Origin of the sequence: Microbacterium sp. MYb54 (assembly GCF_002979515.1) — a bacterium.
Lineage (GTDB): Bacteria > Actinomycetota > Actinomycetes > Actinomycetales > Microbacteriaceae > Microbacterium.
The window spans coordinates 45,433-65,239 of sequence record NZ_PCPA01000015.1; the positions used below are offsets into that span (position 1 = coordinate 45,433).

The following is a 19,807-nucleotide window of genomic DNA, read 5'->3' on the forward strand; positions in this document are numbered from 1 at the left end:
ACGCCTCCCCCTCGATTCCTGGGGATTCTACTGCCCTTGACGCCGGAATGCATACGCGGTCATAATCAGCACATACGTATGCAATGAAAGGACGGGCCATGCCCCTGCATCTGAAGACCGCGCCGACGAAGACGTTCGCGGACACCGCTCAGCAGGATGTCGCCGAGCGTGTTCGGACGATCATCGGCGACGTCCGCGAGAACGGCGACGTCGCCGTTCGGCGGTACGCGGAGCAGTTCGACAACTGGAGCCGCGACTCGTACCGCCTGTCCGAGGACGAGATCACCGAGATCATCGGCACCCTCCCCGAACAGGTCATCGCCGACATCGAGTTCGTGCAGTCGCAGGTGCGGCGCTTCGCCCAGGCACAGCGCGACTCGCTGGTCGACATCGAAGTCGAGACGCTGCCCGGTGTCTTCCTCGGGCAGAAGCACGTGCCTGTTCAGGCCGCCGGCGCCTACATCCCCGGCGGCAAGTACCCGCTCACGGCATCCGCGCACATGACGATCATCACCGCCAAGGTCGCCGGCGTCCCCCGTGTCGTCGCGTGCACCCCGCCGATCCGCGGCGAGATCCCCGCCGCCACCGTCGCCGCCATGAAGATGGCCGGCGCCGACGAGATCTACCTCCTCGGCGGCGTGCAGGCGGTCGCGGCGATGGCCGTCGGCACCGACTCGATCGAGCCCGTCAACATGATCGCCGGCCCTGGCAACGCCTATGTCGCCGAGGCCAAGCGTCAGCTGTTCGGCGAGGTGGGCATCGACCTGTTCGCCGGCCCCACCGAGATCCTGATCGTCGCCGACGAGCACGCCGACCCCTTCTTCACGGCGGTCGACCTTCTGTCGCAGGCCGAGCACGGACCCGACTCCCCCGCCGTGCTCGTGACGACGTCGCAGCAGCTCGCAGAGGAGGTCATCGACTGGATCGAGAAGATCCTCCCCGGCATGCCGACGCGTGACTACGCTGGTCCCGCCTGGCGCGACTGGGGCCAGGTGATTGTGGCCGACGACCTCGACGAGGCGTACCGCATCGCCGACGGCTTCGCCTTCGAGCACGTGCAGATCTTCACCGAGAACCCGCGCGAGGCGCTCACGAAGATGCACGACTACGGCGCGCTCTTCCTCGGCGAGAACACCTGCGTCTCTTACGGCGACAAGGTCATCGGCACCAACCACGTGCTGCCGACGCTCGGCGCCGCCCGCTACACGGGTGGGCTGTGGGTCGGCAAGTACCTGCGCACCGTGACCTACCAGGAGGTGCAGAACACCGCGTCGTCCGCCGAGCTCGGCGCTGTCTGCGGTCGCGCTGCGCGGGTCGAGCTGTTCGAGGGGCACGCACGCTCCGGTGATGCCCGCGCCTGGCGCCACGCCGGCACGGAGTTCGCCTGGATCGAGGAGAGCCACGCGGTCGGCGCGGAATCACGATGACCGACCTCACCGGCCGCAGTGCCGTGATCACCGGCGGCGGCAGCGGACTCGGGGCGGCCATCGCCCGGTCGCTGCACGCCGCCGGCGCCGAGGTCATCCTGGTCGGCCGCGACGAGCGCAAGCTCGCCGCGGTCGCGGCCGAGCTCGGGTCGAGGGCGCGCGGGCTGTCGTGCGATGTGTCGGATGCGGCCTCCGTCGAGGCCCTGCGCGAAGCGCTCGACGGCACCGACGTCTCGATCCTCGTGAACAACGCCGGTATCCCTGGCCCGGTCGCCGCGCTCACCGACATCGACGTGGACGACTGGGACGAGGTGTTCGACGTGAACGTGCGCGGCACCTTCCTGCTCTGCAAAGCGCTGCTGCCGGGAATGATCGCGCGCGGCGACGGCGACGTGATCAACGTCGCCTCGGTCTCGGGCAAGCGCCCGCTCGCGCACCGCACCCCGTACTGCGCGTCGAAGATGGCCGTGATCGGACTGACCTCGACGCTCGCGTTCGAGGTCGGCCCCGCCGGTGTCCGGGTGAACTCGCTCTCGCCTGGTCCGGTCGCAGGCCCCCGGATGGAACGGAACTTCCGCCTCGAGGCCGAACGCTCCGGCTCCAGCATCGACGACGCCGAGCAGGCCTTCGTCTCGCGCGCCGCGCTCGGACGCATGGTCACCGAGGCCGAGGTCGGCCAGGCCGTCGTCGCGATGCTCGGGATGCCCGGCATGTGCGGCGCTGACGTCGATCTCTCGGCCGGGATGGTGGCGTGATGGCCTCGCGCGATCGCGCCTCGCTGCGGGAGCGAGCGAACGAGGGCGAGAAGCTGATCGGCGCGCTGCTGCGGATGCCGTCGGAGGAGCTCGTCGAGATGCTCGCCGTCGCCGGGTTCGACTTCGTGCTGATCGACTGCGAGCACGGGCCGGCCGACATCGTCGCGCTGCGTCAGCACATCGCGGTCGCGGCCGTGCACGGGGTGCCGACGGTCGTCCGGGTCGGGGAGGGCGACCGTGGGCAGATCCTGCGGGTGCTCGACCAGGGTGCGGAGGGTGTTCTCACCCCGCACCTCGACACCCCCGAAGACGCGGAGGCCCTCGTCGACGCCTCGCTGTACCCGCCGGTCGGCAGTCGTGGCTTCGCGACCTACAGCCGTGCCGGGCGGTTCGGCCAGGTCGACCCCGCCGAGCACCGCGACTGGTGGCTCGAGAACACCTTGGTCCTCGGCATGATCGAGTCGCCGCGGGGCGTGTCGAACGTCGAGGAGATCGTCGCGACGCCACGACTCGACGGCATCATGGTGGGCCCCGCCGACCTCGCCGCGAGCTCGACCCCCGACGACCGGCCTGTTGCGGAGGCGATCTCCACGGTGCACGCGGCCCTCGCTGCCGCCGGCTCGCTGCGGATGGACATCGTCGGCACGAGAGCCGCGGCCGATGCCGCCTTCGCCACGGGCGCCGACCTCGTCGTCTACAACCTGGCTTCGTCACTGCTCGTGCACCTGACCGACCTGGCGTCGCCCGCACGCTGACCGCCGCTGCCCGCCCGCCCGCCGCGCCGGGTCAGGCGGAGTTCTCCTCGTCGGGAGGATGCCTGCGAAGCATCCGTCCTCCCGACGAGGAGTTCTCCGCCCCACGCGATGAGCACGGCGTCAGCGGGATCCAACTCCCGAGAGCTGCTGCCTCCACGACCGCAGCAGCTCTCCGAACGCCCGGGGACGCTCGAGCGGCAGCAGGTGACCGGCGTCGAGCGTGACCAGCCTCGCATCCGGCATCTGCGTCACGATCTCGGTGTGGAAGTGCGGCGGACAGATCACGTCGTCGAGGCCGGACACGACCAGCGTCGGCGTCGCCACCCCCGGCAGCGCACCGAGCAGATCGCGGCGACTGAGCTGCAGGTGCAGCTGCGAGCGCAGCAGGTCGGCGCCGGTGTCATCGCCCATCGCGAGCGTGCGCTCGATCAGGTCGGGGTGCTCGCGCACGGCATCATCGCCCAGAAGCGCCGGCAGGATGCTCGACTGCAGCTGACGAGCGTCCTCCCCTCCGTCGAGCCGCGCGATCCAATCTCGCCAGCCTTCACGCTGCGCGCCGGTGGGAGCCTTGGCATTGGTCGACACCAGGCACAGTCCGCCCAGACGCTCCGGCGCCGATACGGCGAGCGCCATCGCGACGATGGCCCCGAGCGAATGCCCGACCAGCACGAAACGCTCGGGCAAGACAGCGCTCAGCGCATCCACCTGCTCGTCGATGTCGCCACGATCGAGCAGGGGGCGGATGACGGGACCCAGCCCGGCATCCGCCCACAGATCGGGCGTGCAGTTCATGCCGGCGAGCAGCACCAGCGGCAGCATGTCAGCCCTTCACCGCCCCATCGCTGAGGCCTGCGACGAGGTATTTCTGTGCGATGAACGCGATGACGAACACCGGGATCGTGAGCAGCATGGACGCTGCTCCCGCCTGTTGCAGCATCGGCAGTGTCTGCCCCAGCTGCGTGGCGATGAACACCGGGACCGTCTTGGACGAGGTGTCGGTGAGCACGAGTGCGGTGAGGTACTCCTGGAACGCGAACAGGAAGACGAAGATGCCCGCGGTGAGGATGCCGGGACCCATCAGCGGGATCATGACCCGTCGCAGCATCCCGATCCTCGTGCAACCGTCGATCATGGCCGCCTCGTCGAGCTCTTTGGGAATCTCGGCGAAGAAGTTGCGCAGCAGCCAGATGGTGAACGGCTGATTGATCGCGACCAGGGCGATGGCCAGGGCGAACGTGGTGTCGTAGATACCCAGCGCACGGCTGATGTCGTACATGGGCAGCACCACGGCGAACCGCGGGAGCGCCCGGAAGATCAGCGCGACCACCAGCAGCAGCGCCGAGATGTAGCTCGGGAACCGCGAGAGCGCGTAGGCCGCCGGGATGCCGATGATCAGTGCGATCACGGTGGACACCACGGCGACGACCACCGTGTTCACCAGGTAGTCCGCGAAGTACGTGGTCTCCCACAGGTCCACGAACGCCTTCAAAGTCGGCTCGTAGTCCCACAGCACCGGCGGATTGGCGAACGCGACGTCGGTCGGCTTGGTGACCGAGAGAGTCATCCAGATGAACGGGCTCAGCATCACGATGCAGAGCACACCCAGCAGCAGACCCGTCACGACGGGAGGACGCGAGGGACCGCGACGACGACGTTTGGAAGAGCCGCCGGTCGTGATGGCCCTGGTCGAGAGATCGGGCGTCAGGAGACTCATCGTTCCGCCTTCGCTTCCTTGAAGATGCCCCGGATGAACGGGATCAGCATGACGAGGATCAGGAGGATCGTGAGCACGTTAATCGCGCTGCCCAGCCCCAGCTTCTCGGCTCCGTCTGCGAATGCGACGGAGTAGACGTAGAGCATGATCGACTCGTTCCCGATCGACTGCGCCTGAGGCGACAGCGGGATGAGGTTGTCGAACATCCTCAGCACGTCCATGATCGTGATCAGCGTCACGAACCCCAGCACACCGCGGATCGTCGGGATGATGACGTTGAGGTGCGTCTGGAAGGCGTTCGCGCCGTCGATCTTCGCCGCCTCCTTCAGCTCGGCAGGCACGCCCTGGAGTCCCGCGAGGATGATGAGCATCGCGAACGGGAGCATGTGCCAGACGGTGTTCGCGATGACGAGGATGGCGTTGGGCACCTGGTCGGTGAACCACAGCACCTGGGTGCCCCCGAAGAAGCCGATCAGCCGGTTCACGACGCCGCCGAAGTTGTCGTCGAACAGCCACGAGAACGCGACGGCGCCGACGAGGTTCGGCAAGACGTACGAGACCAGCATGATCCCGAGCACGAGTGGCCTCGATGTGGTGATGCGGTTGATGCCGGTGGCGATGATGTACCCGGCCACCAGCAGGATGATCGTGGTGATCACGGTGACGGTCACCGTGAACAGAACTGCCTTGTGGAAGCGCGTATCGGTGAGCGCATCCGCGAAGTTGGCCAACCCGACGAATGTGCCGGGACTGCCGTAACGGACCTGTTCGAAGCTCCACTGCACCGTGCGCACCAGCGGCAGCACCAGCAGTGCAGACATCACCAGCAGGCTCGGGGCGAAGAGCAACCAGAACTCACGGGCCTTCATGTGCGTCCTTCCTGGACGGACTGTGGCCTGAACGTCATGCTCAGGCCACAGTCATCGACTGGCGGGTGTGAATCAGCCGGCGACCTTCTCGCCCGCGGCCTGCATCTGCGCCAGCCCCTCGTCGACGGACACGTTGCCGTTGAGGATCTCGACCAGGATCGGACGGATCCCGGTCGTGATGTCGGCGAGCACCGGCGATACGATGGGCGGCTTGGCCGAGGCGAGCGAGTCGTTCGCGGCAGCTCCATAAGGCGAGTTCTTCTCGGTGACCATGCCCTCCCGTGCGGGGTAGGCGGCGGGGACCGAGGCCTTCGAGGCGTCTTCGCTCACGGCAGAGGCCATCATCACGAACAGCATCTCGTGGTCGAGCTTGGTGTTGAACGGGATCGACCAGCCGTCGATCGACAGGCGGTTGTACGAATACTCCGCATCGTCGGAGACCTTCGGCGCACCCGCGAACCCGAACGAGTCGGCGAGCTTGGAGTTGGCGGGCAGGGTCAGGTCGATCATTCGACCCGAGAACATGATCGACATCGCGGCGGTGCCGTTGAACATCTGCTGCTGCACCTTGGGCTGATCGAAGGTGGTCACCTGCGGGTCCATGTAGGGCTTGAGGGCGAGCATCGCCTCGACGGCCTGCTTCGCCTCGGGCGAATCGAGCGTCACGTCGCCGCCTTCGTCGACGAAGTCGCCGCCGACCGAGTTCATCGCGGCCTGGAAGCTGGTCGTGACGTCGTTCGTGGCGAGCCAGGGCAGGGCGATCGGGTAGTCCATGAGGCCGGCCGCCTTGATCGCGTCGGCCGCCGAGATCATCTCGTCGAAGGTGGTCGGCACCTCGAGCCCCAGGTCGTCGAAGATATCGGTGCGGTAGGCCATCACGAACATCTGCGCCTGCATCGGCAGGGCGTAGAGCTCGCCGTCGAAGGACATGCCCTCGCGCATCGACTCGCTGATCGCGTCGAGGCCGTAGTCGTCGGCGTACTTGTCGAAGAGGTCGTTCAGGGGAACGAGCTTCTCTTCCTGCGCGAGGCTCGGAATCACGAACCCGTAGGTCTCGACGATGTCGTAGGTGCCCGTCTCACCGGAGAGGGTGGCGGTGGTCTTGGTCACCTGCCCGCCGAAGTCGATCGGGTCGTGCTTCAGCTGCACGTCGTCAGTCGTGCAGCTCGACACCATGGTGTCGGTGAAGGGGTCGATGGCGGAGGAATTGTAGGCGAGGACGTTGACCGTGGTCTTGCCCTCAGGAGCGGTGTAGTCGCACGACACCGTTGTCGCGTTCTCGTTGTCGGTGCGGGTCCCGGCGCCGCAGCTGGAGAGGGCAACCATGCCCACAGCCACGAGGGCGAGTACCGGCAGTGTCCGATGCTTCATGTGTCCCATGACGCCGATGGTATACGTATGCAGTGGACTTAGGGAAGCCTATATTTTCAGAAAGACGCTGGACTGAATACGTATACTGCGGCTCCGCCGTATATCGGTGGCCTCACCGACCGGATGGTGCCTACAGCCCTTCCGCGATCTCCTTGATCGCGGCGAGGCGACGGTCCCACTCGCGTCCGATCGCATCGAGCGTCGCCGCCGTGGCGGAGAGCTCGGCGCCGACGACGCGGAAGCGCACCTCGCGCCCCACCCGCACGGGCTCGACGAGTCCGACCTCCTGCAGGACGGCGAGGTGTTTCGCGATCGCCTGGCGAGACACCGGAAGGCGCCCGGCGAGGGCGGATGCCGAGGCATCCCCCTCGCCGAGAGCCGTCAGGATGCTCCAGCGCGTCTCGTCCGCGAGCGCCGCGAACATGGGCATGAGCGTGGCTGTCGTCACGCTTCGCCCTCGACCAGGGCGACCATCTTGTCGAGCTCGAGGTCCCAGCCGGTGCGGTGCGACTCGAGGTTCCCGATCGGGTCCGAGGTGCGCTCGAATCCGCTCTCGACGACCGTGAGGCGGGTGCCGCCGTCGGCTTCCTCGAGCGTGAAGGTGAAGACGGTCGAGGTCGACTCGTCGACGGCGTCCGGCAGCTTCCCGAGGGCGTCGTCGTTGTTCCAGCGGTACGTGATGCGCCGCGGCTCGTCGTACTCTTCGACCCGCAGCGGGATCACGTCGTAGTCGGGGAAGCTCATCGTGCCGGTCGCACCGACACCGACGCCGTCGAGCACAGTGCGCCCGAACCAGCGGGAGACGTGCTCCGGCTCAGCCACCGCTCGCCACACCTTGTCGACGGACGCTGCGATCTGGATGCTCCGCCGCACCGAGAAGGTCTCCTCGTCGACGACGGATGCCTCGTTATGGGTCATGTTCACCATGATGGGTCCTTTCCTGGTTTCCCGCATGTTCCGCCGGCCGATCGACCAGCTGCAACTCCAGAGTTGCACACGGCCCAGGCTAGCGCAACCCCCGGGTTGCAGAAGAGGCTTCCGCCCGCCGTACCATCCGTCGGGAGATCTCACGGATGCAGGACGAAACGCCGGGCCGGCCCCCGACGCGCGTCCATCCACCCGACATCTGCATCGAGCGGATGCGGGTCGGCGGCTCAGTCCCGCGGCCGACGCTTCTCGAGGAAGCCGGCCAGCAGCACGGCCACGAGGGCCGCGACCGGGGCGACGAGAAGTCCCGCTCGCAGGCTCTCGTTCTCGGCGATGTACCCGACAAACGGCGGAGACAGCAGGAAGCCGAGACGCAGCAACCACGACACGATCGTGAGCCCGACGCCCGCCCGCAGACCCGGCAGCTCGTCGGCTGCATGCATGGCTGCGGGGATCAGCGTCGCGATGCCGAAGCCGACGGCCGCGAATCCGAGGATCGTGCCCGGCACGGTGGGGAAGGCGAGCGCGAGAGTCATACCGGCGGCGGCGATGATGCCGCCGATCCTGGCGACCCAGCGCTGCCCGAACCGGTCGGTGAGCGGGTCGCCGATGATCCGGCCGATGAACTGCGCGCCGACCAGGGCGATGAAGCCGAGCGGGGCGATCGCGGCCGCGGCGCCGAGGGACTCGGAGAGATACAGCGTCGCCCACGAGTTCCCGGCATCCTCGGCGACAGCGCCAGCCATCGCGATGAGGGTCAGGGCGATGATCGCGATCACGGTGCGCGGGGTCACGCCACGGCGCAGCGCTCCGGCGACTTCTCCCGGCTCGGCCGTCGTCTCGGCGTCGCCCTCAGCATCGACCTCGCGGTCGCGGCCGGGAAGGCAGAATCGCAGGGCGACGAGAGCGACCGTGGCGAAGACGGCGGTCGAGATACCCAGGTGCACGCCCAGCGGCAGCTGCAGCGCGATCGCGACGGCGGCCATCACCCCGCCCAGCACCGCGCCGATCGACCAGATCGCATGGAAGCCGTTGATGATCGAGCGTCCGTAGCGTCGTTGCACGCGGAGTCCGTGCGCGTTCTGCGCGACATCGGTGATGGCGTCGGAGGCCCCGCCGAGGAACAGCGCGACGGCGAACAACACGCCCGACGGCGCGAGCGCGGCCGACAGCAGCCCCAGGCTCGTGAGCACGGTGCCGATCACGGCGATGCGCGCCGAGCCGAACCGGCGGATCAGCACTGCCGCGAGGAGCCCGGCCGCGATCGCACCGGCGGGGAACGCGGCGATCGCGAAGCCGTAGCCGAGGTTGTCGAGCCCGAGCGCGGACTTGATCTCCGGATAGCGCGGAAGGATGTTCGCGAACAGGGCCCCGTTGGTCAGGAACAGGGCGGATACGGCGATGCGCGCGCGTCGGGATGCCTGGTCCGGCGCCGGTCGTCGAATCGATTCGATGGAAGCCATGCCTACGATCGTACGGTGCCGCGGGGGCTCTCGCCGACACGAGTCCTCCGGTCGGTTCGCCACGCCCTCGCCGGTGCCCTCGAACCGTTCAGCAGCCTTCCCTTAGCGACCGCCGTCACACCCCGCAACCCCGTTCCTCGCGTCCTCCGCCCGGCCTACGCTCGTGGCATGCCCGAACTCACCCACCCCACCGGCCGCGAAGAGGGGCTGCGCGCCATCCCGCGCGACGACGGGTCCGCCCCGCGTGCCCTCGTTCTCGGCGCCACCGGATACATCGGCGGACGACTGACGCCTCGGCTACTCAACGCCGGTTACCGCGTGCGCGTCCTGGCGCGGGATGCCGTGCGGGCGGCATCCTTCCCCTGGGGAGCCGACTGCGAGATCTTCGAGGGCTCGGCAGACGATGCGAATGCCGTCGCCTCAGCCATGGACGACGTCGACGTCGTGTACTACCTGATCCATTCGATGTCGGCGGGCAAGGGCTTCGAGGACAGCGACGAGCGCGCGGCGACGACGGTCGCCGAAGCCGCGGCCCGGGCCGGGGTGCAGCGCATCGTCTACCTCGGCGGCCTGCATCCCGACGATGTGAAGCTGTCGCCGCACCTGCGTTCGCGGGTGCACGTGGGGGAGATCTTCCTGCGGTCGGGGGTGCCGACGCTCGTGCTGCAGGCCGGCGTCGTGATCGGTTCGGGGTCGGCATCGTTCGAGATGATCCGCCACCTCACCGACGTGCTGCCGTACATGCCGGCGCCGAAGTGGGTGCGCAATCGCATCCAGCCGATCGCCGTACGCGACGTGCTGCACTACCTGCTCGGGGCGGCGCGGGTGGAACCAGACGTGAACAGGGCCGTCGACATCGGCGGTCCCGATGTGCTGCGCTACGGCCAGATGATGAACGGCTACGCGGTCGAGGCGGGTCTCCCGCAGCGCGCCATCGCCGCGCTCCCGGTGCTGACTCCCGGGCTCGCCTCGCACTGGGTGAACCTCGTGACTCCGGTGCCGCGGTCGATCGCCCGGCCGCTCGTCGCGTCGCTGCAGAACGAGTGCATCATGAAGGACCACGCGGTCGACGAGCTGATCCCCCGTCCCGAAGACGGCTTGACCCCCTACCGGAAGGCCGTCGATCTGGCCCTCGGGCGACTGGAAGCCGACACGATCGAGACCAGCTGGCAGGATGCGGAGGTCTCCGGCGCCCCCAGCGACCCACTGCCGAGTGACCCGGAGTGGGCCGGTCGCACCGTCTTCACCGATTCCCGTTCGGTCACGACGACCGCCTCGACCGCGGAGCTGTGGCGCGTGATCCTGGGCATCGGCGGCGAGAACGGGTGGTACTCCTCCCCCCTGCTGTGGGCGGTACGGGGTTTCATGGACCGGATCGTCGGCGGCGTGGGCCTCAGCCGCGGACGCCGCAGTCGCACCGCCGCGCGAGTGGGCGACGCGATCGACTTCTGGCGCGTCGAGGCGGTCGAGACGACGGATGCCGGATCCCTGCTGAGGCTCCGTGCCGAGATGAAGGTGCCGGGAGAGGCCTGGCTCGAACTGCGCGCCGTGCCCGACGAGGCCGGAGCGCGGTACGAGCAGAGGGCGGTCTTCTTCCCCCGCGGGCTCAGCGGACGCCTCTACTGGCTCGCAGTGCTGCCGTTCCACGGGCTGATCTTCGCGGGCATGGCGGCGCGCATCACGAGCGCCGCGGAACAGGCCGGCGGGGAGCAGGCCGAGGCGGAGCAGGCAGGCACGGCGACGTCAGGCGATCGCGCGGGATCAGGCCGATCCGACGCGAAACTGCCTGATCCCGCCTGACGGCCTGATCCCGCGCGGGCCGGTGCCGGCCACCTCGCGCTTCAGTCCGTGCGCGGCCGCTCCGGAGCATCCGTCGCATCGGGGTCCGTGGGCTCAGTGGCGCCGGCATCCAGCGCCGCGTCGACGACCGCATCGACCTCCGCCGGCGGGATGATGTCGATCGCCTCCGTCGCGGCCTCGTACACCTCGGCGAGCGAGTCGTCGACGGTCGACTCGTCGATCCAGTCGAGGTCGTCCTCGGAGTGGTCGTACTCCACCGGCACCAGCGCGAAGTCGTCGCCGTACTCCTCGAGGCCCGCCATGACGCTGTGCCGAACGGCCGCCTTGGCATAGCGCTCACGCAGGATCAACGGATCACGCCGCAGATCCTTCATGAAGGCGATCATCATGAACCCCATGATGATCGCGAAGGGCAGCGCGGCGATGATGGTCACGTTCTGCAGCGACTTCAGCCCGCTCCCTTCCTCGCCGGAGACGAGCAGCACCGCGGCGATGACTCCCACGAGCGATCCCCAGACGATCGTCACCCAGCGGGTCGGCTCCGGTCGCCCCTGCTGTGACAGGGTGCCCATGACGAGCGACGACGAGTCCGCGCCGGTGATGAAGAAGATCGAGATGAGCAGGATGAGCAGGATGCTGGTGATCAGCGGGAACGGCAGGTTCTCCAGCACACCGAAGAGCACCTCCTCCGGCGGATCCACCGTGAGGGCCGCTCCGTCCATCTGCTGCTGGATGGCGGTGGACCCGAAGATCGCGAACCAGACGAGGGAGATGGCCGAAGGGACGAGAATCACGACCGACACGAACTGACGCAGCGTGCGGCCGCGCGAGATCTTCGCGATGAACATTCCCACGAACGGCGACCACGAGATCCACCACGCCCAGTAGAAGATCGTCCAGCCCGACAGGAACGCCTGAGCCTCGTCACCCTGAGATGCCGAGCGCGCGATCATCTGCGGCAGATCGCCGACGAACTGCACCGCGACCGAGGGGATCACGTTGAGGATGAGCATCGTCGGTCCGACGAAGAACACGAAGAAGGCGAGCACGAGAGCCATGACCGCGTTGATGTTCGACAGAGCGCGGATGCCCTTGGAGACACCAGAGACCGCGGACGCGATGAAGCACGCGGTGAGAACAGCGATGACCGCGATCAACACGCCGTTTCCGAGCTCGCCGATGCCGCTGACGAGCTCGACGCCGTGCCCGATCTGCAGCGCACCCAGACCGAGCGAGGCCGCGGTGCCGAAGAGCGTGACGATGATGGCGAAGATGTCGATGGTGCGGCCGATCGGACCGGCGGTGCGGCCCTCGCCGAGGAGCGGCGCGAAGATCGAGGAGATCAGCGGCGCACGCCCGCGGCGGAAGGCGCCGTAGGCGATCGCCCCACCGACGAGCGCGTAGAAGGACCACGCCTGCGGGCCCCAGTGGTACAGCACCTGCGCCTGTGCCGTGTGCATGGCCTCGAGGGTGTTCGCCTCGACGGTTCCGGGCGGCGGGTTCTCGAAGAACGTCAGCGGTTCGGCGGCACCCCAGAAGACGAGCCCGATGCCCATTCCGGCGGCGAACAGCATCGAGATCCAGGAGAACATCGAGAACTGCGGTTCTTCGTCGTCGCGACCGAGGGGGATGCGGCCGTAGCGGCTGAAGCCGACGAACAGCATGAACACCAGGACGATCGTGGCGACGGTGGTGAAGAAGAAGCCGAAGTAGTCGACGACCCAGGCGAGCACTGCCGAGGTGGTGCCCGAGAGGTTGTCGCCGGCGAACACACCCCAGGCGATGAACGCGACGACGAGTGTGAGTGCGACACCGAACACGAGCGGGTCGGTGCGGTAGGTGCGACCGGTCTCTTCCACCGAGACACCGGGCACGAGTGCCGGATGCACGCTGCGCGGCGGCACCACGGCGATCTCTCGGACGATCTTGCGTGCGGCCTCGCCGGCCTTCGCAGGGAGGCGGTTCACGCCCGTGCCTGTGGCATCCGTGCGGGGGCGCGGAGGGTTCTTTCCTGCGGAGCGTGCGTCGGGCTTCTCGTCAGGGGTCTCCATGGCATCCCATCCTGTCATGTGAGGTGTCTGCGCGCAGGGGTGCGAGAACCCAGACGATCGTTGCGATCCGCGGCGAGTCGGGGCGCGATGCGCCTCACGGATGCCCGACGGTCTGGGTTTCTCGGGCGTGCCGCTTCGACCATGACCGCCCGCGCGCCCGCTTCAGGCCATCACTCGAGAACAGGCCGATTCCCGCGCCAAGTGCCTGATTCGGCGTGATGGCCTGACCTCACACACCCGAGCACGCAGACGGGAGCACCCCCGGGAAACGGGCGCGCCCCCGGAAGACGGGAGCCCGCCCGGATCAGGCCCTGGAGCATGCCCTGCCCGGAAGGCGGCTAGCGCAGGCGGCGGCCGACCCCGGCGAAGAGCGAGTGCAGCAGCGGGAGCACCGACACGCAGATCAGAGTGATGCCCAACGGCGGCACTGACGGGACGAGCAGCGCACCGCCGATGAGCAGCGCCGCGAAGAGCACTCCCGAGGCGATGCGCCGGGCGATGCCCTCGAGCCGGTCGAGACGACGCTCCAGGCGCGAGGTGTCGAACGAGACGGTGCCGTCGTCGATGCGGGTGATGATCTTGTCGATACGACCGGGCAGACGCCAGGTCGTGCTCATCGTGCCCATCGCCTGACTCGCGAACGCCTGCACGATGTTGCCGCTCTCGTCACGCAGCAGACGCCCGGCATAGGGCTCGGCGGCGTCCCACACGTTGAAGGCGGGGTCGAGGCCGCTGCACATGCCCGACGTCAGCGAGACGGCGCGGATCAGCAGCAGCATGTTCTCGGGCAACTGCAGCGGGAGCGTGCGCACCATGTCGCCGAACTCCTCGGCGAAGTCGCGGAACTCCCGCGGGTCGACCTTGCTCAGCTCGGCGAAACCCATGCCGCCGAAGCGAGCGAACAGAGCGGTCAAGGCGCGTTCGAGCTCACCGGTGTCGGCGGAGGGCAGCAGGACGCCGATCTCCTGTGCCGCGGCGACGAGGCCATGACTGTCACGGCCCGCGACTGCGATGAGCAGCGTGCGCAGGCCGTCGCGGAGGCTCGCAGGGATCTCGGCCATCATGCCGAAGTCGATGAAGGTGAGGCGGAAGTTCCGGCCCGACTCTCCTGCGCCCGAGGGGGCGGGAGTGACGAAGATGTTGCCCGGATGCGGGTCGGCGTGCACGAAGCTGTGCGTGAACACCTGGTCGAACATGACCTCGGCGAACACCGCTGCGACCTCGGACGGATCGATCCCGGCCGCGCGCAGGGCTTCGGTGTCGTTGATCTTGATCGCAGTGACGTCCGAAAGCGTGAGCACCCGGCGGGTCGAACGCTCCCAGACGATCTCGGGGGTGTCGACGCGGGGGTCGTCGGCGAAGTTCTCGCGGAACCTCTCGGCACTCGCGGCCTCGTGCAGGTAGTCGATCTCCTCGAGGCTGGTCGCGGCGAACTCCTCGACCAGCGCGGGCGCATCGACGCGGTCGGCGACGATACGCACGCGGGTCAGCCACCGCGCGACCCGGCGGAGGGCTGCGAGATCGACCGCCACGATCTCGTCGATGCCCGGTCGCTGCACTTTGACCACGACGTCTTCGAGCCCGGTATCGGCCGCATCGAGGGCCGAGAGCCTGGCGCGGTGCACCTGGCCGAGGGATGCCGCCGCGACCGGGGTGTCATCGAACCACGCGTAGGCACGCTCGAGCGGGATGCCCAGCTCTGCTTCGGCGAGCGCGCGGATCGCGGGCGTGGGCACGGGCGGAACCTCGTCCTGCAGCCCTTCGAGCTCCTTCGTGATCTCCGGTGGCAGCACGTCGAGGCGCGACGACATGAACTGTCCGACCTTGATCATGAGGCCGCCGAGCTCGACCGCGAGAACGTGGAAGCGACGCGCGAACGTCTGCATCCGCTGCCCGCGCGTGCGCTCCGCGATCCTGCTCATCCCGAAACGCGGGAGTACGAGCTCGAACCACCAGATCTTGAGGAATTCTCGCCCCGCGAACGACAGGATGCGGCGGTACCTGGCGCGGTGAACGCCCTGTGCCGCAGCATCCGTCATCGCGTGGCTCCTTCGCAGGTCCCCACCCGATGCCGCACTGCGCGGTCAGTCCTGCGCGAGGATCGAGTACAGCCTACGGCGGGCCTCGTCGAGGACCTCGATCGTCTGCTGCACCTGCTCGGGCGAACCGCTGCGACCGACCTGGGCGGCAGCGGCTGCGAGGTCGACGCCTGCCTTGGGCAGTGCGTTGAACCGGGCGCTGTCGCGATGGCCGTCCTTGCCGGACGACGACTCCCACGGAGCAGGAGTCTCGGAGCTCTCGTCGGCGATCGCGCGACCGGCCTCAGTGAGCGAGTAGGTCTTGCGGCCGTTCTGCTCCTCGGCCTCGATGAGTCCTTCATCGGCGAGCAGCTGCAGCGTCGGGTACACCGAGCCGGCGCTCGGCTTCCAGGTGCCGCCGCTGCGCTCGGCGATCTCGTTGATGATCTGGTAGCCGTGCATCGGCTTCTCGGCGAGGAGCGACAGCACTGCCGCGCGGACGTCGCCGCGGGCCATGCGGGAGCCTCCGGAGGGGCGGGACTCGAAGGACTTGCGGAGCTGGTCCATCGCCTCGAAGATCGCGGATGCCGGACCGCCGGGGCCCGTGCCGAAACCGGAGCCGCCGAAGAGTCCGCCGGGTCCGCCGTTGCTCCCGGGGCCGCCGTTGCCGCCGAACGGGTTGGAGGGGAATGCGTTGTTCATGATGACCTCCTGCTGCGGTGAACGATACTCAACGATATATCGTTCAGTCTGGAGGTTGGGTGGGAGTTTTCGATGCGTCAGCCCCGTCAGCCCCGTCAGCCCCGTCAGCGCGACGGCAGCGTCAGGATCTCCGCGCCATCCTCGGTGATCGCGATCGTGTGCTCGCTGTGGGCCGTGCGGCATCCGGTCGCGCTCCGCAGCGTCCAGCCATCGGCGTCTGTGCGGAGCTCGTCGGTGTCGGCCATCACCCACGGCTCGAGCGCGAGGAGGAGACCCGGCCGCAGCTTGTAGCCGCGGCCCGGACGCCCGTCGTTCGCGACGTGCGGATCCTGGTGCATGGTCGAGCCGATGCCGTGACCGCCGAACTCGAGGTTGATCGGGTATCCGGCCGCGCTCAGCACTGAGCCGATCGCGTGCGACAGATCACCGATGCGGGCGCCGGGGCGGGCTGCGGCGATGCCGGCCGCGAGCGCACGCTCGGTCGCGGCGATCATCGCGAGGTCGCCAGGCGCCGGGTTTCCGCCGACCACGAAACTGATCGCCGCGTCGGCCGAGATACCGCGCAGAGTGACGGCGAGATCGAGCGTGAGCAGGTCGCCATCGACGAGCCGGTAGCCGTGGGGCATGCCGTGCAGCACGGCGTCGTTCACTGCGGTGCAGACGTAGTGACCGAAGGGGCCGCGACCGAAGGAGGGCGCATAGTCGACGTAGCAGGACTCGGCTCCGGCTTCCTCGATCAGCTCCCGCGCCCAACGGTCGAGGTCCAGCAGGTTCACACCGACCGCAGCGCGGCTCTTCAAGGCATGCAGGATGTCGCCGACAAGGGCGCCGGCCGCTCGCGCACGGCCGAGTTCGTCGGCGTTCAAGATCTCGATCATGGGCTCTCCTCGTAGGATCCAATAACTATCCCGGTAATACTATCCCGGGATTAGTATGGGCATCATGATGGTTCGGATGCCGCTCACTCTCGCTGAGATCGAACGCGGCGAGCGCCTCGGAGCCCTGCTGCGACAGGCACGCGGCGAGCGGTCGATGCTGACCGTCGCGCTCGATGCCGGCATCTCCCCCGAAACCCTGCGGAAGATCGAGTCCGGTCGCGTGGCAACCCCCGCATTTTCGACGATCGCGGCGATCGCCGACGTGCTGCACATCTCGCTGGATGCCGTGTGGGCCGAAGTCGGCTCCCGCGCCGACGACACCCGCACCGACGACACCCGCGCACAGAGCATCGCCTCCTGAGCTCCGGGCGGGCGCGCCCGGCCCCGTCGCCTCCGGGCTGTGCTTCGGCAGACCCACCGGGCTGTTCCCCCACCCCGTCGCACTGCCTGATCCGTGCACACGCCCGGGCGCCGCGCAAGCCCGGTGACGCACACAGGAAGTCGTGTTTAGCTCGGGGAATTGTCGACTTGGGGGAGTGAGACGTTTGGCACAGAGCGATCGACCGGAGACCAATCCACCGGAGAGCAGCAAGAGCACGTCGGGGTCCATCCGAGTGAGCGTGATTGTCCCTGTGTTCGCACCAGGGCCGTCATTCGATGACCTCATCGCCTCTCTCGACAGACAGACTTTGGACCCCGCGTCGTTCGAGGTGCTCCTCTGCGACGACGGTTCCGGCGAGCCGACGGGTGCTCGTCTTGCCGACGTCGCCCGCGACCGGCCGAACGTGCGAGTGCTCTCGTTGGAGCGCTCCGGATGGCCGGGCATGCCGCGAAATCACGGGGTCGACGCCGCGCGGGGGACGTACGTGCAATTCGTCGACCAGGACGACTACCTGTTCGATGGAGCGCTCGAGAAGCTGTGTGACTACGCGGATCTGAACGGCTCCGACGCCATCGTCGGCAAAGAGGTCGGCATCGGCCGTCGCCTTCCGAGTCGGATCTTCAGCCACGACATCCCGCGTGCGATTCTCGGAACCGATCCGCTTCTCGAGATGCTCACGCCGCACAAGATGTTCCGCACGGCGTTCCTGCGTGCCAACGGTATCCGCTTCCCCGAAGGCCGAGTGCGGCTCGAGGACCACCTGTTCGTGATGCAGGCGTACTTCGCAGCTTCGACGATCTCGGTCCTCGCCAGCGAGCCCTGCTACGCGTGGGTCAAGCAGCCCGGCAGCGCGAGCTCTTCGCGCATCGATCCCGAGACCTACTTCCCACACCTGGAGACGGTGCTCGACGTGGTCGAGACGAACACCGAGCCGGGCAAGCTGCGCGACCGACTTCTGCGGCACTGGTTCCGCGGCAAGGTGCTGAAACGACTCGCCGGGCGTCAGATGGTCAGGTATCCCGACGACTATCGCGAACGCCTGCTCGACGTGGTCACGCCGCTGGTACAGAAGCACTTCGGGCCCGGCGTCGATGCAGGCCTCGGCTTCCCGCACCGGGTCCGCGCAGCGCTGCTGCGCGCAGACCGTCGCGACGACCTGTTGCGCCTCGCGGAGTTCGAAGCCGACATCACCTGTCGAGCCGTCGTCACGGCCGCGCGCTGGTCTCGCGGTGGAGGCCTGCACCTCACGCTCCGCATCACTCTCGCGCGAGACGGCAAGGACGCTTTCGTCTTCGAGTCATCGCTCCCCGCCCCGAAAGAGACGGAGCCCGCCGGCATCGACGCTTCGAGCGCGGGGGACTCTCGCACGAAGAGCCGCGGCCCCAAGAAGATCACGCGCTTGACCTCCTTGCCCGTGTCGACGATCGAGGGTCTGCCGGCAAACCTCCTGGTCGTCGACCGCGAGCTTCGCAACGACCGAGTCGAGGTCTTCCTCCGCGACGCGGCGACCGGCGCAGAACGCCGCCTCGGCGGTCGACGCCTGGCCAACCTCGATGCCACCCGAGTCTCGATCGATCCGCTGAAGGCGTTCGGACCGAACGACGAATCTCGCGGCGGCGCTCTCGCCGTGAAGGTCCGCCGTGCCGGTTGGACGTTCGAGGCCCCCCTCGAGGCCACTCCGGCTGTTCTCGCCAGCGCCGGACGCTCGCCGCTTCTGGCCGGTCGCACCTGCACCCTCGCGGTGACGGAAGGCGAGGCGGTAGAACTCCACCGCCAGTGGCCGGGCGGACGCGTGAAGGACTTCGCCGGTCGGAGCGTCCGGAAGTTCCGCGGCCTCCTCCGGCGAGGCTGACCTCGCCTCCCCGGCTCCCATCCACGCGTCGTCGGGCCGGAGCGGGGTCGTGAATCTTGCCACATCGAACGAATAACGATAGATTTCAGTTGTTCTTCGATGAAAGGCTGAGCCATGGGAAAAGCGACGATCGTCGTGCTGCGCATCGTGATCGCGGTGGCACTGCTCGGGTCACTGGCGGTGCAGGCATTGATCGTGCCGTTGCTGTGGCTGGACCTCGGCGAAGGTGAGCTGTGGGGCCGAATCCTCCTGGTGTCACTGGTCGTGCTGGGGGTCGGCACGCTCCAGGTGTTCGGCGTGTGCGTGTGGGGACTGCTGACGAAGGTGCGGCGCGACTCGATCTTCTCGGAGTCGTCCTTCCGGTACGTCAATGTGATCATCGGCGCGATCCTCGTCGCGGCGGCGCTCACCTGGGCCCTGGCCGCACTCCTCGCGCCGACCGACATCGCTCCCGGCGTCGTGGCTCTGATCGGTGGCGCCGGGGTGGTGCTCGCCGGGATGGCGCTGCTCGTCGTCGTGATGAAGGCGCTGTTGCGGCAGGCGATCGACCGCGAAGCCGAGGCGCGGTCGCTGCGCTCAGAGCTCGACAACGAGGTGATCTGATGCCCGTCGTAGTCGATATCGACGTGATGATGGCGCGGCGGAAGATGAGTGTCGGCGAGCTGGCAGACCGCATCGGCATCACTCCGACCAATCTCGCCGTGCTGAAGAACGGTCGCGCGAAGGCCGTGCGGTTCACGACGCTCGACGCACTGTGCGTGGCCCTCGAATGCCAACCCGGCGACCTGCTGCGATGGGAACCGGAGCCGGGCACCCCATCCGCCCACGCGGACTGACCTTCCT

General features: G+C 68.1%; 19 protein-coding genes. 8 read left to right on the forward strand and 11 right to left on the reverse strand.

The window, feature by feature from the left end; translation table 11 throughout:
* The first annotated feature begins 98 nt into the window (after positions 1-98).
* From hisD to CQ040_RS15135, 3 genes are read left to right on the forward strand one after another with little or no spacing between them, the layout of a single operon-like run.
* Positions 99-1,427, forward strand: a complete 1,329-nt coding sequence (gene hisD, locus CQ040_RS15125) for a histidinol dehydrogenase (protein ID WP_105527575.1) — start codon at positions 99-101, stop codon at positions 1,425-1,427.
* Positions 1,424-2,182 (forward strand): SDR family NAD(P)-dependent oxidoreductase, encoded by a 759-nt coding sequence (locus CQ040_RS15130; protein WP_105527576.1) that lies wholly within the window; start codon positions 1,424-1,426, stop codon positions 2,180-2,182. Before hisD ends, CQ040_RS15130 begins: the two co-directional genes overlap by 4 nt.
* Positions 2,182-2,937 (forward strand): HpcH/HpaI aldolase/citrate lyase family protein, encoded by a 756-nt coding sequence (locus CQ040_RS15135; RefSeq protein ID WP_105527577.1) that lies wholly within the window; start codon positions 2,182-2,184, stop codon positions 2,935-2,937. Before CQ040_RS15130 ends, CQ040_RS15135 begins: the two co-directional genes overlap by 1 nt.
* Positions 2,938-3,057: 120 nt before the next feature.
* Here the strand turns inward: CQ040_RS15135 and CQ040_RS15140 are convergent, their stop codons facing one another.
* The 7 genes from CQ040_RS15140 to CQ040_RS15170 all read right to left on the reverse strand — a co-directional run bounded on the left by CQ040_RS15140 (position 3,058) and on the right by CQ040_RS15170 (position 9,281).
* On the reverse strand, positions 3,058-3,756 hold the full coding sequence (locus CQ040_RS15140; protein WP_105527578.1) for an alpha/beta fold hydrolase: 699 nt from the start codon (positions 3,754-3,756) through the stop codon (positions 3,058-3,060).
* A 1-nt stretch (position 3,757) separates the two neighbouring features.
* Positions 3,758-4,651, reverse strand: a complete 894-nt coding sequence (locus CQ040_RS15145; protein ID WP_105527579.1) for a carbohydrate ABC transporter permease — start codon at positions 4,649-4,651, stop codon at positions 3,758-3,760.
* Positions 4,648-5,520 (reverse strand): carbohydrate ABC transporter permease, encoded by an 873-nt coding sequence (locus CQ040_RS15150; RefSeq protein ID WP_028503936.1) that lies wholly within the window; start codon positions 5,518-5,520, stop codon positions 4,648-4,650. Before CQ040_RS15150 ends, CQ040_RS15145 begins: the two co-directional genes overlap by 4 nt.
* A 72-nt stretch (positions 5,521-5,592) precedes the next feature.
* The gene (locus CQ040_RS15155; RefSeq protein WP_105527580.1) at positions 5,593-6,900 is read right to left on the reverse strand and encodes an ABC transporter substrate-binding protein; all 1,308 of its coding nucleotides are present in this window, start codon (positions 6,898-6,900) and stop codon (positions 5,593-5,595) included.
* A 121-nt stretch (positions 6,901-7,021) separates the two neighbouring features.
* A complete protein-coding gene (locus CQ040_RS15160; protein WP_308736904.1) occupies positions 7,022-7,339 on the reverse strand; it encodes a metalloregulator ArsR/SmtB family transcription factor in 318 nt (105 codons plus the stop codon).
* The gene (locus CQ040_RS15165; RefSeq protein WP_258131499.1) at positions 7,336-7,809 is read right to left on the reverse strand and encodes an SRPBCC domain-containing protein; all 474 of its coding nucleotides are present in this window, start codon (positions 7,807-7,809) and stop codon (positions 7,336-7,338) included. Before CQ040_RS15165 ends, CQ040_RS15160 begins: the two co-directional genes overlap by 4 nt.
* A 236-nt stretch (positions 7,810-8,045) precedes the next feature.
* Entirely contained in the window at positions 8,046-9,281 is a 1,236-nt protein-coding gene (locus tag CQ040_RS15170; RefSeq protein ID WP_105527582.1) for an MFS transporter, read from the reverse strand.
* Between the two features lie 168 nt (positions 9,282-9,449).
* Here CQ040_RS15170 and CQ040_RS15175 point away from each other — a divergent pair, with 168 nt between their 5' ends.
* Positions 9,450-11,081 (forward strand): SDR family oxidoreductase, encoded by a 1,632-nt coding sequence (locus tag CQ040_RS15175; protein WP_105527583.1) that lies wholly within the window; start codon positions 9,450-9,452, stop codon positions 11,079-11,081.
* 41 nt (positions 11,082-11,122) lie between these two features.
* Here the strand turns inward: CQ040_RS15175 and CQ040_RS15180 are convergent, their stop codons facing one another.
* The 4 genes from CQ040_RS15180 to map form a co-directional block, all read right to left on the reverse strand.
* Positions 11,123-13,132, reverse strand: a complete 2,010-nt coding sequence (locus CQ040_RS15180) for a BCCT family transporter (RefSeq protein ID WP_105527584.1) — start codon at positions 13,130-13,132, stop codon at positions 11,123-11,125.
* Between the two features lie 338 nt (positions 13,133-13,470).
* Positions 13,471-15,171 carry an AarF/ABC1/UbiB kinase family protein gene (locus CQ040_RS15185; RefSeq protein WP_105527585.1) on the reverse strand — a complete coding sequence of 567 codons (1,701 nt, stop codon included), beginning with the start codon at positions 15,169-15,171 and terminating at the stop codon, positions 13,471-13,473.
* Between the two features lie 45 nt (positions 15,172-15,216).
* Complete coding sequence (locus CQ040_RS15190) at positions 15,217-15,852, reverse strand: PadR family transcriptional regulator (RefSeq protein WP_105527586.1); 636 nt, start codon at positions 15,850-15,852, stop codon at positions 15,217-15,219.
* A 104-nt stretch (positions 15,853-15,956) separates the two neighbouring features.
* Complete coding sequence (gene map, locus CQ040_RS15195) at positions 15,957-16,730, reverse strand: type I methionyl aminopeptidase (protein WP_105527587.1); 774 nt, start codon at positions 16,728-16,730, stop codon at positions 15,957-15,959.
* Between the two features lie 67 nt (positions 16,731-16,797).
* On the opposite strand from map, the gene CQ040_RS15200 reads away from it, so the two are divergent.
* The 4 genes from CQ040_RS15200 to CQ040_RS15215 all read left to right on the forward strand — a co-directional run bounded on the left by CQ040_RS15200 (position 16,798) and on the right by CQ040_RS15215 (position 19,800).
* Positions 16,798-17,091 (forward strand): helix-turn-helix domain-containing protein, encoded by a 294-nt coding sequence (locus CQ040_RS15200; protein ID WP_105527608.1) that lies wholly within the window; start codon positions 16,798-16,800, stop codon positions 17,089-17,091.
* A 259-nt stretch (positions 17,092-17,350) separates the two neighbouring features.
* Positions 17,351-18,964: a glycosyltransferase family A protein gene (locus tag CQ040_RS15205; RefSeq protein WP_181156970.1), complete on the forward strand. Its 1,614-nt coding sequence runs from the start codon at positions 17,351-17,353 to the stop codon at positions 18,962-18,964.
* 114 nt (positions 18,965-19,078) lie between these two features.
* On the forward strand, positions 19,079-19,567 hold the full coding sequence (locus CQ040_RS15210; protein ID WP_105527589.1) for a DUF2975 domain-containing protein: 489 nt from the start codon (positions 19,079-19,081) through the stop codon (positions 19,565-19,567).
* A complete protein-coding gene (locus tag CQ040_RS15215; RefSeq protein WP_028503947.1) occupies positions 19,567-19,800 on the forward strand; it encodes a helix-turn-helix transcriptional regulator in 234 nt (77 codons plus the stop codon). Before CQ040_RS15210 ends, CQ040_RS15215 begins: the two co-directional genes overlap by 1 nt.
* The last annotated feature ends 7 nt before the right edge of the window (positions 19,801-19,807 follow it).

What these genes read in the sequence shown, in the direction of transcription:
- hisD (WP_105527575.1), top strand. Translation starts at nt 99, where the DNA reads ATGCCCCTGCATCTGAAGACCGCGCCGACGAAGACGTTCGCGGACACC.
- CQ040_RS15130 (WP_105527576.1), top strand. Translation starts at nt 1,424, where the DNA reads ATGACCGACCTCACCGGCCGCAGTGCCGTGATCACCGGCGGCGGCAGC.
- CQ040_RS15135 (WP_105527577.1), top strand. Translation starts at nt 2,182, where the DNA reads ATGGCCTCGCGCGATCGCGCCTCGCTGCGGGAGCGAGCGAACGAGGGC.
- CQ040_RS15140 (WP_105527578.1), bottom strand. Translation starts at nt 3,756, where the DNA reads ATGCTGCCGCTGGTGCTGCTCGCCGGCATGAACTGCACGCCCGATCTG.
- CQ040_RS15145 (WP_105527579.1), bottom strand. Translation starts at nt 4,651, where the DNA reads ATGAGTCTCCTGACGCCCGATCTCTCGACCAGGGCCATCACGACCGGC.
- CQ040_RS15150 (WP_028503936.1), bottom strand. Translation starts at nt 5,520, where the DNA reads ATGAAGGCCCGTGAGTTCTGGTTGCTCTTCGCCCCGAGCCTGCTGGTG.
- CQ040_RS15155 (WP_105527580.1), bottom strand. Translation starts at nt 6,900, where the DNA reads ATGGGACACATGAAGCATCGGACACTGCCGGTACTCGCCCTCGTGGCT.
- CQ040_RS15165 (WP_258131499.1), bottom strand. Translation starts at nt 7,809, where the DNA reads ATGACCCATAACGAGGCATCCGTCGTCGACGAGGAGACCTTCTCGGTG.
- CQ040_RS15170 (WP_105527582.1), bottom strand. Translation starts at nt 9,281, where the DNA reads ATGGCTTCCATCGAATCGATTCGACGACCGGCGCCGGACCAGGCATCC.
- CQ040_RS15175 (WP_105527583.1), top strand. Translation starts at nt 9,450, where the DNA reads ATGCCCGAACTCACCCACCCCACCGGCCGCGAAGAGGGGCTGCGCGCC.
- CQ040_RS15180 (WP_105527584.1), bottom strand. Translation starts at nt 13,132, where the DNA reads ATGGAGACCCCTGACGAGAAGCCCGACGCACGCTCCGCAGGAAAGAAC.
- CQ040_RS15185 (WP_105527585.1), bottom strand. Translation starts at nt 15,171, where the DNA reads ATGACGGATGCTGCGGCACAGGGCGTTCACCGCGCCAGGTACCGCCGC.
- CQ040_RS15190 (WP_105527586.1), bottom strand. Translation starts at nt 15,852, where the DNA reads ATGAACAACGCATTCCCCTCCAACCCGTTCGGCGGCAACGGCGGCCCC.
- map (WP_105527587.1), bottom strand. Translation starts at nt 16,730, where the DNA reads ATGATCGAGATCTTGAACGCCGACGAACTCGGCCGTGCGCGAGCGGCC.
- CQ040_RS15200 (WP_105527608.1), top strand. Translation starts at nt 16,798, where the DNA reads ATGGTTCGGATGCCGCTCACTCTCGCTGAGATCGAACGCGGCGAGCGC.
- CQ040_RS15210 (WP_105527589.1), top strand. Translation starts at nt 19,079, where the DNA reads ATGGGAAAAGCGACGATCGTCGTGCTGCGCATCGTGATCGCGGTGGCA.
- CQ040_RS15215 (WP_028503947.1), top strand. Translation starts at nt 19,567, where the DNA reads ATGCCCGTCGTAGTCGATATCGACGTGATGATGGCGCGGCGGAAGATG.